Origin of the sequence: Lautropia dentalis (genome assembly GCF_003892345.1) — a bacterium.
GTDB classification, from domain to species: Bacteria; Pseudomonadota; Gammaproteobacteria; order Burkholderiales; family Burkholderiaceae_E; genus Lautropia; species Lautropia dentalis.
Genome location: NZ_RRUE01000001.1, coordinates 1,458,243 through 1,471,826, shown reverse-complemented (window position 1 = coordinate 1,471,826; position 13,584 = coordinate 1,458,243). Strand labels below are relative to the sequence as shown.

At 66.6% G+C, this 13,584-nt stretch carries 8 protein-coding genes; 6 read left to right on the top strand and 2 right to left on the bottom strand.

All coding sequences use genetic code 11. From position 1 onward, the window contains the following. Position 1: 1 nt before the first annotated feature. The 4 genes from EHV23_RS05645 (at position 2) to EHV23_RS05625 (ending at position 6,557) form a co-directional block, all read left to right on the top strand. On the top strand, positions 2-934 hold the full coding sequence (locus EHV23_RS05645; RefSeq protein ID WP_125095069.1) for a hypothetical protein: 933 nt from the start codon (positions 2-4) through the stop codon (positions 932-934). A 264-nt stretch (positions 935-1,198) separates the two neighbouring features. Then, positions 1,199-4,246, top strand: a complete 3,048-nt coding sequence (locus tag EHV23_RS05635; RefSeq protein WP_158615850.1) for a hypothetical protein — start codon at positions 1,199-1,201, stop codon at positions 4,244-4,246. A 19-nt stretch (positions 4,247-4,265) separates the two neighbouring features. Beyond that, positions 4,266-4,490 (top strand): hypothetical protein, encoded by a 225-nt coding sequence (locus tag EHV23_RS05630; RefSeq protein ID WP_125095066.1) that lies wholly within the window; start codon positions 4,266-4,268, stop codon positions 4,488-4,490. Positions 4,491-4,499: 9 nt separating this feature from the next. Continuing rightward, positions 4,500-6,557: a hypothetical protein gene (locus tag EHV23_RS05625; RefSeq protein WP_125095065.1), complete on the top strand. Its 2,058-nt coding sequence runs from the start codon at positions 4,500-4,502 to the stop codon at positions 6,555-6,557. Positions 6,558-6,579: 22 nt separating this feature from the next. On the opposite strand, the gene EHV23_RS05620 is transcribed toward EHV23_RS05625, so the two are convergent. Both EHV23_RS05620 and EHV23_RS15200 read right to left on the bottom strand, forming a co-directional pair. Further along, positions 6,580-8,991: a UvrD-helicase domain-containing protein gene (locus EHV23_RS05620; RefSeq protein ID WP_125095064.1), complete on the bottom strand. Its 2,412-nt coding sequence runs from the start codon at positions 8,989-8,991 to the stop codon at positions 6,580-6,582. A gap of 9 nt (positions 8,992-9,000) precedes the next feature. After that, the gene (locus EHV23_RS15200; RefSeq protein ID WP_158615849.1) at positions 9,001-10,242 is read right to left on the bottom strand and encodes a cytochrome b family protein; all 1,242 of its coding nucleotides are present in this window, start codon (positions 10,240-10,242) and stop codon (positions 9,001-9,003) included. A gap of 73 nt (positions 10,243-10,315) precedes the next feature. Here EHV23_RS15200 and leuS point away from each other — a divergent pair, with 73 nt between their 5' ends. Together leuS and EHV23_RS05605 are read left to right on the top strand one after the other, a co-directional pair. Continuing rightward, entirely contained in the window at positions 10,316-12,979 is a 2,664-nt protein-coding gene (leuS, locus tag EHV23_RS05610; protein WP_125095063.1) for a leucine--tRNA ligase, read from the top strand. 58 nt (positions 12,980-13,037) lie between these two features. Beyond that, complete coding sequence (locus EHV23_RS05605; protein ID WP_125095062.1) at positions 13,038-13,583, top strand: LPS-assembly lipoprotein LptE; 546 nt, start codon at positions 13,038-13,040, stop codon at positions 13,581-13,583. Position 13,584 lies beyond the last annotated feature (1 nt).

Sequence of the window (13,584 nt, the reverse complement as noted above, 5' to 3'; positions counted from 1 at the left end):
CATGGCCGGACAGACGACATCCAGCGGCATCCAGGTCCACCGCGTGCCCGCCAGCCATGGCTGGTACTGGCTCAAGCGCGGCTTCGGCCTGCTGGGGCGGGCCCCCCTGCCACTGCTGCTGCTCATGCTGATGCTGATCACGGCCAGCAACCTGTTCGGTATCCTGGGCATCGTCGGTCTGGTGCTGGCCAAGCTGGTGGTGCCCGTGCTGCTGGTGGGCTACCTTGCCATCCTGCGGCAGCTGGCTCCGCCCGGAAGCGGCACGCCCGTGGCTGCACAGAGCACGGCCACGCCCCAGGGTGCACCGGCCCCCGGCTCCCGCGCCTTCACGCAAATCTTCAACGCCCGCGTCTTCTTCGGCTGGGCGCAGGGCAACCGCCGGGCGCTGCTGGCCGTGGCCCAGCTGGGCCTGCTCAGTCTGGCCATCGACACGGGTGCGGCCTGGCTGTCGGGCTATCAGGATGCCGTGGCGGCCATGTTCGACACGCTGAGCCAGATGCCGGCCAACAAGGTCCCCGACGCCGAAGCCATGAGCAACCTCATCATGCCGGTGTTCCAGTCGATGATGACGATGGCAGTCATCACCGTGCCCTGCTACCTGCTGCTGTGGTATGCGCCCATCTTTGCCGGCCTGCACGGGCTGCCGCTGCTCAAGTCGGTGGTGTTCTCGGCCGTGGCCGTCGGGCGCAACGCCCTGGCTTTTGTCTGCCACGCCCTCTGCCTGCTGGTCTTCATGATCGGCGTGGCCCTGGTGACGCAACTGCTCAGCGGCGCCCCGACCCTGCCCTTTGCCTCGCCCATCTTCCTGCTGGTCCTGCCGGTGGTGTTCGCCGTCATCGCCTGTGCCCTGTGGGCCTGCTACCTGGACACCGTGGAAGTGGCCGGGCATGACGGCAGGGCCCCACGGCTGCAGGACGATTCCGACCAGGGCTGAACGCCCCCATTCCCTCGCCCTCACACCGCCTGCAGAACAGCCAGCGGCGTCCTGCCGGGCTGACCACAGGCGTCCTGTGCTGCCTATTCAGACAGCCTGCCCGAGCGCGCAGCCACCCATCCTGCCCCCTCGACCAATCGGCCGATAGCCTCTACCGCCGATTCTTGAAGACACACATCATGCAGCGTGCAGATAACTCCGGCACGATGCCCGATATCGCCATCGCGCCGGTCAACGGACTTCCTTTCCTGAAAGACCGCCCCGATGACCAAGCAATCGACCGACATGACCCAACCCGTGCCGACGCGCACCACGTCGGCACAGGCACACCCGACAGCGGCCAAGCACCATGCCCACAGCATGCTGGCACTGACGGGCGACGAGGCTGCCGACAGCAAGCAGCTGGCTGCCGCCGGTGTGGCCGAGATTGCCCGGCGCCATGAGCGCAACGAAGACGACGACGACGATGCGGCATGGCTGCCCACCGGCGATGAAGCGGCTGCAGCCACCGATGCCCTGGGCGGCACGGCATCCGTCACCGGCGGATCTTCCATGACGGGCGCAGCAGCCGAAGCTGCGGCAGGCGCATCGTCTGTCACCGCTGCTGGCGCCGGGACCACCGGTGCAAGCGCGGCCGGTGCAGGCGTTGCTGGCGCTGGTTTTGCCGGTGCTGGTGCTGCCGGTGCTGGTGCTGCCGGTGCAGGCGCTGCAGGCGTAGGAGCTGCTGGTGCAGGTGCCGCGGGTGTGGGGGCTGCTGGTATGGCCTCAGGCACCCTGCTGACGGCAGGTGCCGTCCTGGGTACCGTGGCCCTTGCTGCCGCTCTGGGTGGTGGTGGCAGTTCCTCGGGTTCGTCTGCATCGACCCTCCTCGCCTCCGGCGCTGGGCGGCAGCAAGGATCAGCTGCTGACGGTAACGCACAAGGAAACCGTGGCAACGAACAAACGGGCAGCGGTGCAGGCGCAAGTTCGGGCGCCGATGCCGGTGCAGCTGCAGGATCCGGCTCCGGCTCTGCTTCGGGCTCGGGTGCAGGCGCGGGTGGCTCCGGCAATGTAGGGGGCGCTGGCGCTGCCGATCCGGCCAATACCCGCTCTCTTAACTATGGCGCCAACGAGAACAAGGCCATCGGCGCTAACGTCTTCAATAGCAACAACACCAATGAAACTCCGGCGTTCATCCGCATCACCGCCATCCGCGGCAAGAACTCTGGCGGTGCCCACGGCCTGATGACCCTGGAGAACGGTGAGGAGATCGTCGTCGGCCAGGTCATCTCCCGCGACGATTTCGAGCGGATCTTCTGGAATGCCTCCAAGAGCGACGGCTCCTTCAGCTTCGTTCCCGTGCAGGATGCCCAGGGCACCGCTGCACCGAATACTGTCGAGCAGACTGTCGTCATCAAGACCCCCGAACCCCCTGCCCCCGGCAGCAACCCGGGCACCTCTTCCGGTGAAGGCGGAAACACTGGCCATGAGGCAGGTTCCCAGACAGGTGCAGGCTCTGGCACGGGTTCCAGCACGGGTAACGGTGCCAACACGGGCGCCAACGCAGGCACCGGCACGGCAAATAACGGTACGGATCCGAACAACACGACCGGCCAGCAGTCCGGAAACGACAAGGGTGACGGTACCACCCAGAACACGGGTTCGCCTTCCGGTACGGGCGAAACGTCCAACCAAAGCGCCAGCAGCGGTGACGGCACCACGCCCGCAGGCGGCAAACCGGGCGCAGAGGGTTCAGGCTCGGAGAACAAGCCCGTGACGGGCTCGGGCTCTGACTCGACCTCGGGTTCTGCTTCGGGCTCCGGCTCGGCCGGCGGCTCCGACTCGACCTCCGGTTCGGACCGCAATAAAGGAAGCGGCTCCGATAAAGGTGGTTCCACCCCCAGCGAAGGACAGAGTAGCCAGGCCAGCAACGGCCAGGCGCCTTCTCAGAATGCAGGTGGCCAGGGTAGCGAAAGCCAGACGCCTCCTCAGACTCCGGGGAGCCAAGGCAGCAGCGAGCAGACGACCAACCCGACGCAGGGCAGCCAGAGCGGCGGCCAGCCCCCTGCTCAGAATGCCAGTGGCCAAGGCGACGCCAGCCAGACACCTCCCCAGAACGCGGGCGGCGGCTCGGACACGGGCAACCCTGCCACGGGCAACCCGGGTACGGGTGACACCACGCAAACGGGTGGAACCCAAACCGGCGGCGCCCAGACTGGCGGTGCCCAACCCGGAACCAGCGAGACCGGAAGCGACGGCGACCACGGCGACGGCAAGCAAACCAGCGACGGCAGCGAGGATGACGCCGCCGAGGACGATGGCAAGCACGACGGTGACGACTCCAAAGGTGACGGAACCGAGGGTGACGGCACCAAGGGAGAAGACGGCGAGCATGGCAAGAACGGCGAGGACTCGGCATCTCAGACCAATCCGCCGGTCACGACGCCGTCGCCCACCCCGCCGGACTACGCCCCGAACCAGTCGGTCCAGCAAGCCATCCACGCCAACAACAAGCCTGTCGGCGCGACCATCTTCAACGGCACCAACCCGGCGCACGCACCTTCCTTCGTGAAGATCACGGCGGTTGTGGACAAGGAAGGCCATGAGGTCTCCGATGCCATGACCCTGGGCAAAGGGGGCGAAGCCATCACCACAGACCAGGTGATCAGCAAGGAGCAGTTCGAGAGCGTGTTCCTGGATGCGCTGAAAGCGCCGGGCGGCTCTTTCAAGTTCATTCCGGTGATGGACAGCGAGGGCACGGAGATGCCAGGGGCCACCGAACAGACCGTCTCCATCGGATTCAACTACGTGCACCATTTCCAGAGTGAGCCTTTCCGGGAGGCGTACGAGGGTGAAGATAGATTCTCGTACTACAGGATCCACAGTCTCACGGAACACCAGGACACCAACGGCACACTGGACGGCATGTTCAAGCTGGACGGCGGCGAGCGCACGACGCTCAAGTTGGGTGACCTGATCCGGCCCGAGGATTTCGACAAGGTGTACTGGGACTATTCGTCCAACAACGGCGGACGATTCACGCTTGTCGGAGTGGATGCTTCAGGAAAAGATCTAACCGATGAGAAAAATCAAAACCTGGTCCTGGAGGATGTTGCCAAGACCCGAACCGGGAAATTGCCTCCTGAAGAGCCCGGTGGTGAAGAGACCGACGACGAAGACGGCGATGACATCGCTGGTCACTCGGCCGCCCTGCACCCCGAGTCCTTCACGGACGCAGCGTCAGCCTTCCACGGTTCCTCTCACTTCTCGGTGAACGGTCAGAGCACGCTGGACAATCTGCTGGACCAGCAGATGAACCACAGCATCATCTGACGCAGGACGACACCCTGCCGTGAGAGATGACGATGGTGCCGAGGGATACGTCCCCGGCACCATTGTCGTATTGAGCCTCCTGAAATTCACCCAGCCTCCACAACAGGCGCCATCCGTCCCGTCACGGCTTCCAGTCGTTCATCATCTGCTTTTAATTCGAGAACAAATCGTCAGTATCGAGATCAACGAAGAATACGGCCTGGCGCATCCCCTGCGTTCGGCCGCTCTTTGCGCTTTCTCTTGAGATCGATCGATGATGACGCGAACCGGCAGCCAGTCTGGCAATACCCTCTCCCCTCACGACATCCTGCGGCACGATGTCCTGAAGCATGCCCGTGCCGCTTATCGTGACACCATGGCACGTGTTCCTTCTGGTGAGGCCCAGGGAAACCTGAAACTTGCGGCCGCATCGACACCCGAAGCCCAGGAGGACGATGACCAGGACAAGGCGGCTTTCTGGCTGCCGTCCGGCGCCGATGCCGCAACCACCGCAGACGGCGCTGCACAGGCGGCTGGCGCTGCATCGTCGGCCACCCACGGCGCAGCAGCCTCTGTCGGCGCCTCGGCCGAGGCCAGTGCTGCTGGGGGCACAGCCAGTACCGCTGCAGGTACGGCCAGCACAGCCGCAGGTACGGCCAGCGCGACTGCGGGCACGGCTGGCGTGGCTGCAGGCACGGCCGGCGCTGTCGGCATGACGGCCGCAGCCGGTTCGACGCTGCTCGGCCCCGGCATCCTTGGCGCCTTCGCTCTGGCTGCCGGCGCCAACCTGAACGATGGCGACCGGATGTACAACCTCTCGGCGCGCAACCGCCTGTCCACCGGACGCGACGATGGCAGCCGGGAAGATGGAAACAAGGACAGCAACACGGCCGGAACGGACGCTCCCCAACTCGGGACGACGACCACTCCATCCGCGAACGCAGCTTTGCTGGCGACCGGAATCACGCCGGCGGCTCCTTCCCAGCCGACGAACGATGGCACGGCAGGCACATCCGCTGCGCCTGCTGCACCCACTGAACCTGCCAAACCTGTCACGTCCGGCACGGATACCCCTAGACCCACCGAGGGGGGTCACGACGACACGCCGCCGCAGGCCAAGCCCCTGCCCACCTATGCCGGGAACACATCGGTCTCTTACGCACACAGCGAGAGCAAGGTTCTGGGTGCAGCCATCTTCAGCGGCTCCAACGAAGAGACGGCACCGGCCTTCGTGCGCATCACGTCCATCCAGGGCAAGGAGGGCGACGCCACCGCCGGCACGATGAGCCTGCAGGGCGGCAACGCGATCGTCCCCCATCAGATCATCTCCCGCGCTGACTTCGACAAGGTAGTCTGGGACGCCTCGAAAAACGAAGGCGGCTCGTTCAAGTTCATTCCGGTACAGGATGCGCAGGGTACCGCCCTGCCGGGTGCGGTCGAGCAGACCGTCACCATTCACGAGGCCCCTGCACTGCCCACCTACGAGGCCGACGTATCCGTGGCCTATACGTATAACCAGAGCAAGGCGGTCGGCGCTGAAATCTTCAACGGAACGGACAGTGCAACCGCACCATCTTTCGTGCGCATCACGGCCATCCAGGGCAAGGAAGGCGAAGCCACTGCCAACACGATGAGCCTGCAGGACGGCGAGGCCCTCACGACCGGCAGCGTGGTTTCCCGCGCCGATTTCGACAAGGTGGTCTGGGACGCCTCGAAGAACGAAGGCGGCTCGTTCAAGTTCATCCCGGTGCAGGATGCCCAGGGTACTGCCCTGCCGGGCGCCATCGAGCAGACCGTCAGCATCAACGAGGCCAGGCCGCTGTTCCACATCGCTGCCGGGTACTTCGACCCGGTGGAAGAGCACCCTGCCTACGTCAAGGTGACCAACATCACCGAAAGCAACGACACCAATGGCATTCTTGATGCCCTGGTCCTGGGTGAAGATGGCGGCACCCAGCTGAAAGTGGGCGACATCATCAGGGCCGAGGACTTCGACAAGGTGTACTGGAACCATGCGTCGAACGAGGGTGGGGAAATTTTTCTCACCCCCTACAACGCCAACGACCGGATGGTCGATCCGGGACCGTACTCGATGGAACTGGAACCTTCTTGGAAAACCCCGGACAAGAAATCGCTGCCCCTCCCTCACCACGAGCGGGAGACAACGGACGCGTCGCCCGAGCTTGTGGGTGTGGCACACCCGGCCACGGACGGCGTGACGCTGCCGGGGGCTCAGGCGCAGCCCCCGGGCATGATGCCCCTTTCCATGAGCAGCACCGCCCTGCTGGACAGCGTGCTGGAACAGCACCCGGGCACCACCGGCCTGCTCTGAACACCGCAGGCCGCACACGTCATCAGACCGGCTCCAGCTTGGCCACGGCCAGCGCGAGCCATTTGATGCCGTGCGGCGCCTTGAAGCGGATCTGGATGCGGGCATCGTCGCCATTGCCTTCGATGCCCGTGACCACGCCTTCACCAAAGCGCGCATGACGCAGCGACTGGCCGATGTGGTAGCGGCTGTCGCGCCCGGCGCGGGCCTTGCCGCTGGCGTCGCCACTGGCCGGGATGCTCGGATCGGCCGGGCGCACCCAGCCGGACTGGCGGTTGCGCTCGTGCACGGCACTGTCCAGACGCGGGCGCCAGTTGCCGCCCCCGTTGCCACCGCCACTGCCGTAGCCACCTCCGCCGTAGCCGCCACCTCCGTAGTAGCCCCGGCTGCCGCGTTCCGCCCCCAGGCCCAGGCTGCCCTGGGCACTGGCCGAGGGCATTTCGCTCAGCCATTTCAGCGAACGCTCGGGCAGCTCGGACAGGAAGCGGGACTGCATGTTGTAGCGGGTCTGGCCGTGCAGCATCCGGGTCTGGGCCAGTGACAGGTACAGACGCCGACGTGCACGGGTCATCGCCACGTACATCAGCCGGCGCTCCTCTTCCAGCCCGCCGGGATCGGAAGCCGAGTTCTCGTGCGGGAAGAGCCCTTCCTCCAGCCCGGTGACGAACACCGTCTCGAATTCCAGGCCCTTGGCCGCGTGGACGGTCATCAGCTGCACTGCATCCACGCCCTCCTCGGCCTGGCCATCGCCGGATTCCAGCGAGGCATGAGCCAGGAAGGCCGCCAGCGGCGAGACCTGCACCACGGGCGCTGCATCGGCAGGCAGCACGGCGCCATCTGCGGCCGGCTGTGTCGTGCCCGCCAGGCCCGCGCTGGCCGGCGTGGCGGCATCAATGCCGCCTTCGGCCTGGAAGGCCAGCGCCGCGTTGACCAGCTCCTTCAGGTTCTCGATGCGCTCCTGGCCCTCGCGCTCCTGCTCGTAGTGAGCCATGAGGCCGCTGCGGCCGATCACGTCGTCGATGCTCTCCGACAGCGGTAGGCGGGCGCTGTTCTGGCGCATCAGCTCGATGAGCCTGACGAACTGCAAAAGCCGCGTGCCGCCCGCGCCGCTCGTCATCGGCACGGCACGGTACAGGCTGATACCATGCGTGCGCGCCGTGTCCTGCAGGCTCTCGAGCGTGCGGGCGCCGATGCCGCGCGCCGGGAAGTTCACGACCCGCAGGAAGGCGCCGTCGTCGTCGGGGTTCTCGATCAGCCGCAGGTAGGCCAGCGCATGCTTGATCTCGGCCCGCTCGAAGAAGCGCAGGCCCCCATACACCTGGTATGGCACCCCGGCCGAGAACAGCGTGTGCTCCAGAATGCGCGACTGGGCATTGGCGCGGTACAGGATGGCGATTTCCGAACGTTCCATGCCGTCGGCCACCAGCGCGCGGATCTCGTCCAGAATCCAGTTGCCCTCGTCACGGTCCGAAAAACCGGCAAACACCCGCACCGGCTCGCCCTCGCCGGCATCCGTCCACAGGTCCTTGCCCAGCCGGCCGGTGTTCTGGCGGATCAGATGGTTGGCCGAATCCAGGATGTGCGCGTGCGAGCGGTAGTTCTGCTCCAGACGGATCAGCTGCGGGCCGGCATAGTCGCGTTCGAAGGCCGCCATGTTGCCCACGTTGGCACCACGGAAGGCGTAGATCGACTGGTCGTCGTCGCCCACCGCAAACAGCGACGCCCCGCCGGCCGCCAGCAGCGTCAGCCAGCGGTACTGCAGGTCGTTGGTGTCCTGGAACTCGTCGATCAGGATGTGCCGGAAGCGCTGCTGATAGTGCTGACGCAACGGCTGGTTGCGTTTGAGCAGCTCGTAGGCACGCAGCAGCAGCTCTGCAAAATCCACCACCCCCTCACGCTGGCACTGTTCATCGTAGGCCGCGTACAGCTCCACCAGCCGGCGGCTGTGCGCGTCACCGGTGGGCACATCGGCCGCACGCAGCCCCGCCTCCTTGCTGCCGTTGATGAAGTGCTGCACCGCCTTGGGCTGGAACTTCTGGTCATCCACGTTCAGCCCGCGCAGCAGCCGCTTGATGGCCCCCAGCTGGTCCGAACCGTCCATGATCTGGAAGCTGGCCGGCAGCCCCGCATCGCGGTGATGCGCCCGCAGCAGCCGGTTGCACAGACCATGGAAGGTACCCACCCACATGGCCCGGGGGTTGGCACTCATCAGCATCGCCCCCAGACGCGCCATCATCTCGCGCGCAGCCTTGTTGGTAAAGGTCACGGCCATGATCCCGGACGGCGAGCACTGTCCGGACCCGACCAGCCATGCGATGCGGGTGGTGAGCACGCGGGTCTTGCCGCTGCCGGCTCCCGCCAGAATCAGTGCATGTCCGCCAGGGACGGTGACAGCGGCCCGTTGCTGTGGATTGAGATGGGCAAGTAGATCAGCCATGCCGGCATTCTACCGGCCCCCGGACGTGGACGGCGGCCGGCGCCCGCCCTCGCGGCGCACGGATGCCTTGTGCAGCCGGGTCCGGCGACGGCGCCCCGCACCGGCACGCCGCCCGCCCGCAGGCAGATCCCCGGCCGAAACACCGCCACGCGCTGCATCACCTTCATCGCCCGACAGCACCTTCAGCCCGCGGGTCACCACGGCCCCGTCGGTCACCTCCAGGATGGTGATGGTCTCGGGCCAGGACGACAGCTCCGCCCACTCGGCCGAGCCCTCCTGCGCAGCCATCACCACGCCATCGGCCGCCACCACCGTATCGGACAGGGGCACCTGCCGTGCCTCCTCCAGCGCCTGCGCCGCCGCCTGCGCGCGCCGGTCGGCCGCCGCCTGCAGCCGGGCCGCCCGCCGCTGGCGTGCCGTACGCTTGCGGCGCTGGCGAATCAGCCCGCCCCCCCACGGCAGCCGGGTGTATTCCTCTTCCGAATAGCGCCGGTGCCAGCCGCCCAGCAGCGGGATGCGGTTGCCCGGGTGGCCCATGCTCGGCCCCCAGCGGGCCTGATAGCCATCCACCGCCCGGCCCTGCCGCTCCCAGCGCAGCGCCAGCACGGCCAGCAGTAGCCACCACAGCGCGGTGAGCAGCAGCACCCACCGGTTCACGTTCACGTGCCAGTAGCCGGTCAGCACCGTGCCCAGCAGCGCAAACACCAGCCCCCAGCCCAGCAGCCGGTGCCCCCACTCGAAAATGCGGCGCCGCAGTGTCATGTCGTAGAAGTCACCCGGCACATCGTGCAGATGCACCAGTGTGCGCGCCTGCCGCCGCCCCGGGCCGCCGATGCTGCCCCGCAGCGCCGTGTTCAGCACCAGCAACAGCACGAGGGTCATCACGCCCCAGCCTGCCCAGGCATGCGGATGGTTGAGGTGACTGGCCAGCGACATGCCCTGGAACACCAGCGTCACCCCGGTCACCAGACACAGCAGTGCCAGCGCACCACCTGCGTGGTGCACGATCTGCCAGCCCCGGTGATTGATCACCCGCGGCCAGTCCTGCCCGGGCACGATCTTCCAGTAGCGTGCGGCCAGCACCGACACCGGCACCAGCACACCACCACCCACGGCCATCAGCACGCCGTGCCAGAAATCGGCCTGGTTCACGTCGTCGGGCGGCCCGGCGTGCACCGGTGCCAGCAGCCAGTCCATGCAGACACGCAGCACCCCGGCCAGCCAGGAGGGAAGTACGGAAAAATCCAGCATGGGGCGCATGATACCGAAGGAAAGATAGAATACGGGGCTTACTGGACTCCCCCGCCCCTCCCCAAAAGCCCCCATGGACGAGCGTTACGACCCCCACGGCATCGAATCCCAGGCCCGCGCGCACTGGCAGGCCACCAACGCCTACCGCGCCATCGAGCACGACCCGCGTTTCCCCAAAGGCAAATACTATGCCTGCTCGATGCTGCCCTACCCCTCCGGCATCCTGCACATGGGGCACGTGCGCAACTACACGCTCAACGACGTGATGTACCGCCACCTGCGCATGAGCGGCTACAACGTCCTCATGCCCATGGGCTGGGACGCCTTCGGCCTGCCTGCCGAAAATGCCGCCCTCAAAAATGGTGTGGCCCCGGCCAGATGGACGTGGGACAACATCGCCTACATGAAGCAGCAGATGCAGCCGCTGGGCCTGGCCATCGACTGGTCGCGCGAAGTGGCCACCTGCAGTCCCGACTACTACAAATGGAACCAGTGGCTGTTCCTGCGCATGCGCGAAAAGGGCATTGCCTACCGCAAGCAGGGCACCGTCAACTGGGATCCGGTCGACCAGACCGTGCTGGCCAACGAGCAGGTGGTCGACGGCAAGGGCTGGCGCTCGGGCGCCCCGGTCGAGAAGCGCGACATCCCGATGTACTACCTGCGCATCACCGACTACGCCGGCGAGCTGCTGAAGGAAGTCACCGAACACCTCGAAGGCTGGCCCGAGCGCGTGCGCATGATGCAGGCCAACTGGATCGGCCGTTCCGAGGGCGTGCGCTTTGCCTTCCCGCACGACCTGCGCGACCCGGACGGCCAGCCCATCGGTGACGGCAGACTCTACGTCTTCACCACCCGCGCCGACACCATCATGGGCGTCTCCTTCGTGGCCGTGGCCGCCGAGCACCCCATCGCCCAGCTGGCCGCCGCCCAGTGCCCCGAGGTGGCCGCCTTCGTCGAGGCCGCCCGTGCCGGCTCCGCCATGGAAGCCGACCTCGCCACCATGGAAAAACAGGGCGTCGATACCGGCCTCACCGTCCGGCACCCCCTCACCGGCGCCGACGTGCCGGTCTGGGTGGGCAACTACGTGCTGATGAGCTACGGAGACGGCGCCGTCATGGGCGTGCCGTCCCACGACGACCGCGACTTCGACTTCGCCCACAAATACGGCCTGCCCATCCACCCGGTCATCTCCGTCGACAATCAGCCCTACGACATAAACCTGTGGCACGACTGGTACGCCGACAAGGAACACGGCGTCTGCGTCAATTCCGGACCGCTGCTCGACGGACTCGGCCACCAGGCCGCCGTCGACAAGGTGGCGGCCGAACTCGAGGCGAAGGGACTGGGCGGCAAGCACATCCAGTACCGCCTGCGCGACTGGGGCATCTCCCGCCAGCGCTACTGGGGCACCCCCATCCCCATCATCCACTGCGAGGCCTGCGGCGAGGTGCCCGTACCGGACGAAGACCTGCCGGTGGTCCTGCCCGAAGACCTCGTTCCCGACGGCAGCGGCAACCCGCTCAACAGGTGCGAAGCCTTCCTGAAGGTCGACTGCCCCTGCTGCGGCAAGCCGGCCCGGCGCGAAACCGACACGATGGACACCTTCATCGATTCGTCGTGGTACTACATGCGCTACTGCTCGCACGACAACGACCAGGCCATGGTCGATGCCCGCAACGACTACTGGATGCCCATGGACCAGTACATCGGCGGCATCGAGCACGCCGTGCTGCACCTGCTCTACGCCCGCTTCTGGACCCGGGTCATGCGCGACATGGGCCTCGTGAAGTTCGACGAGCCCTTCACCCGCCTGCTCACCCAGGGCATGGTGCTCAACCACATCTACCAGCGGCGCACACCGAAGGGGGGCATCGAATACTTCTGGCCGAAGGATGTCGAGAACATCACCGACGCCCAGGGCCGCGTCACCGGCGCCCGCCTGAAATCCGACGGTTCGGAAATCACCTACGCCGGCATCGGCACCATGTCCAAGAGCAAGAACAACGGGGTCGACCCCACCTCGCTGATCGAACGCTTCGGCGCCGACACCGCGCGGCTATTCGTCATGTTTGCCAGCCCCCCGGAGCAGACGCTGGAATGGTCCGACAGCGGTGTGGAAGGCGCCAGCCGCTTCCTGCGCCGCTTCTGGGCCTTCGGCCATGCCCAGCAGGCCACCATCGCCGGCGCAGCCGACACCATCGACGCCAGCGCCCTGTCCGACACCTGGCGCGACCTGCGCTTCGACGTGCATACCGTGCTGAAACAGATCCAGTACGACTACGAGCGCCAGCAGTACAACACCATCGTCTCCGGCGCGATGAAGATCCTCAACGCGCTGGAAGCCGCCGCCCAGAAAACGCCGCCCACCGGCCCGGCCGACGCCGCCGCCCTGCGCGAAGGCATGTCGATCCTGGTGCGCAGCCTCTACCCGATCGTTCCGCACATCACGCACGCCCTCTGGAACGAACTGGCGCTGGGCCGCAGTTTCGACGGCCGCGAGATCATCGATGCCCCGCTGCCCGTCGTGGACGAGGGCGCGCTGGTCAAAAGCGAACTGGAACTGGTGCTGCAGGTCAACGGCAAGCTGCGTGGCAGCATCCGCGTACCGGCCGATGCCGGCAAGGCGGCCATCGAGGCCGTGGCTGCCGCCGCCCCCGAGGTGGTGCGCCTGGCCGAGGGCAGGACGCCCAAACGCATCGTCGTCGTCCCGGGCCGGCTGGTGAACGTGGTGCTCTGACGGCCTCATCACCAAAAGCCCCGCCGGAAACACCGGCAGAACACACAGGAGTCTCCGCATGCACGCAGACCGCACCGCATCGCCCCCCCGCCCGGCCCGCCGCCGCTGGATGCTCGGCACAGGTGGCAGCCTGGCAGTCAGCGGACTGGCCAGCCTGGCCGGCTGCGGCTTCCATCTGCGCCGCAGCACCAGCCTGCCGTTCCGGACGCTCTACACCAACCTGTCCCCGAACGGCAGCATCGGCCTGGCCCTGCGCCGCGAGATGTCGCACGCCGAAGGTGCCGAGCTGGTCACCGACCCCAAAAAGGCCGAGGTCCGGCTGCTGATCCTGCAGGAAGTGCCCGAACGCGAGGTCGTCGCCTACTCCTCCGAAGGCCGCGCCCGCGAATACGAGCTGCGCCTGCGACTGCGCTTTCACATCGAGGACGCCAAAGGCAACGACCTCGTCCCCGAAAGCGAGATCACCCTGCGCCGCGAGATCTCCAACGCCGACAACCAGCTCACCGCCCGGGCCGACGAGGAGGCCATGCTGTTTCGCGACATGAGCAACGACATGGCCCACCAGCTGATGTGGCGGCTGGCCGCCCTCAAGACCCCGTCCTGAT

Excerpts from the sequence above, each read along its gene's own strand:
- EHV23_RS05645 (WP_125095069.1), top strand. The coding sequence starts at position 2 with ATGGCCGGACAGACGACATCCAGCGGCATCCAGGTCCACCGCGTGCCC.
- EHV23_RS05635 (WP_158615850.1), top strand. The coding sequence starts at position 1,199 with ATGACCAAGCAATCGACCGACATGACCCAACCCGTGCCGACGCGCACC.
- EHV23_RS05625 (WP_125095065.1), top strand. The coding sequence starts at position 4,500 with ATGATGACGCGAACCGGCAGCCAGTCTGGCAATACCCTCTCCCCTCAC.
- EHV23_RS05620 (WP_125095064.1), bottom strand. The coding sequence starts at position 8,991 with ATGGCTGATCTACTTGCCCATCTCAATCCACAGCAACGGGCCGCTGTC.
- EHV23_RS15200 (WP_158615849.1), bottom strand. The coding sequence starts at position 10,242 with ATGCTGGATTTTTCCGTACTTCCCTCCTGGCTGGCCGGGGTGCTGCGT.
- leuS (WP_125095063.1), top strand. The coding sequence starts at position 10,316 with ATGGACGAGCGTTACGACCCCCACGGCATCGAATCCCAGGCCCGCGCG.
- EHV23_RS05605 (WP_125095062.1), top strand. The coding sequence starts at position 13,038 with ATGCACGCAGACCGCACCGCATCGCCCCCCCGCCCGGCCCGCCGCCGC.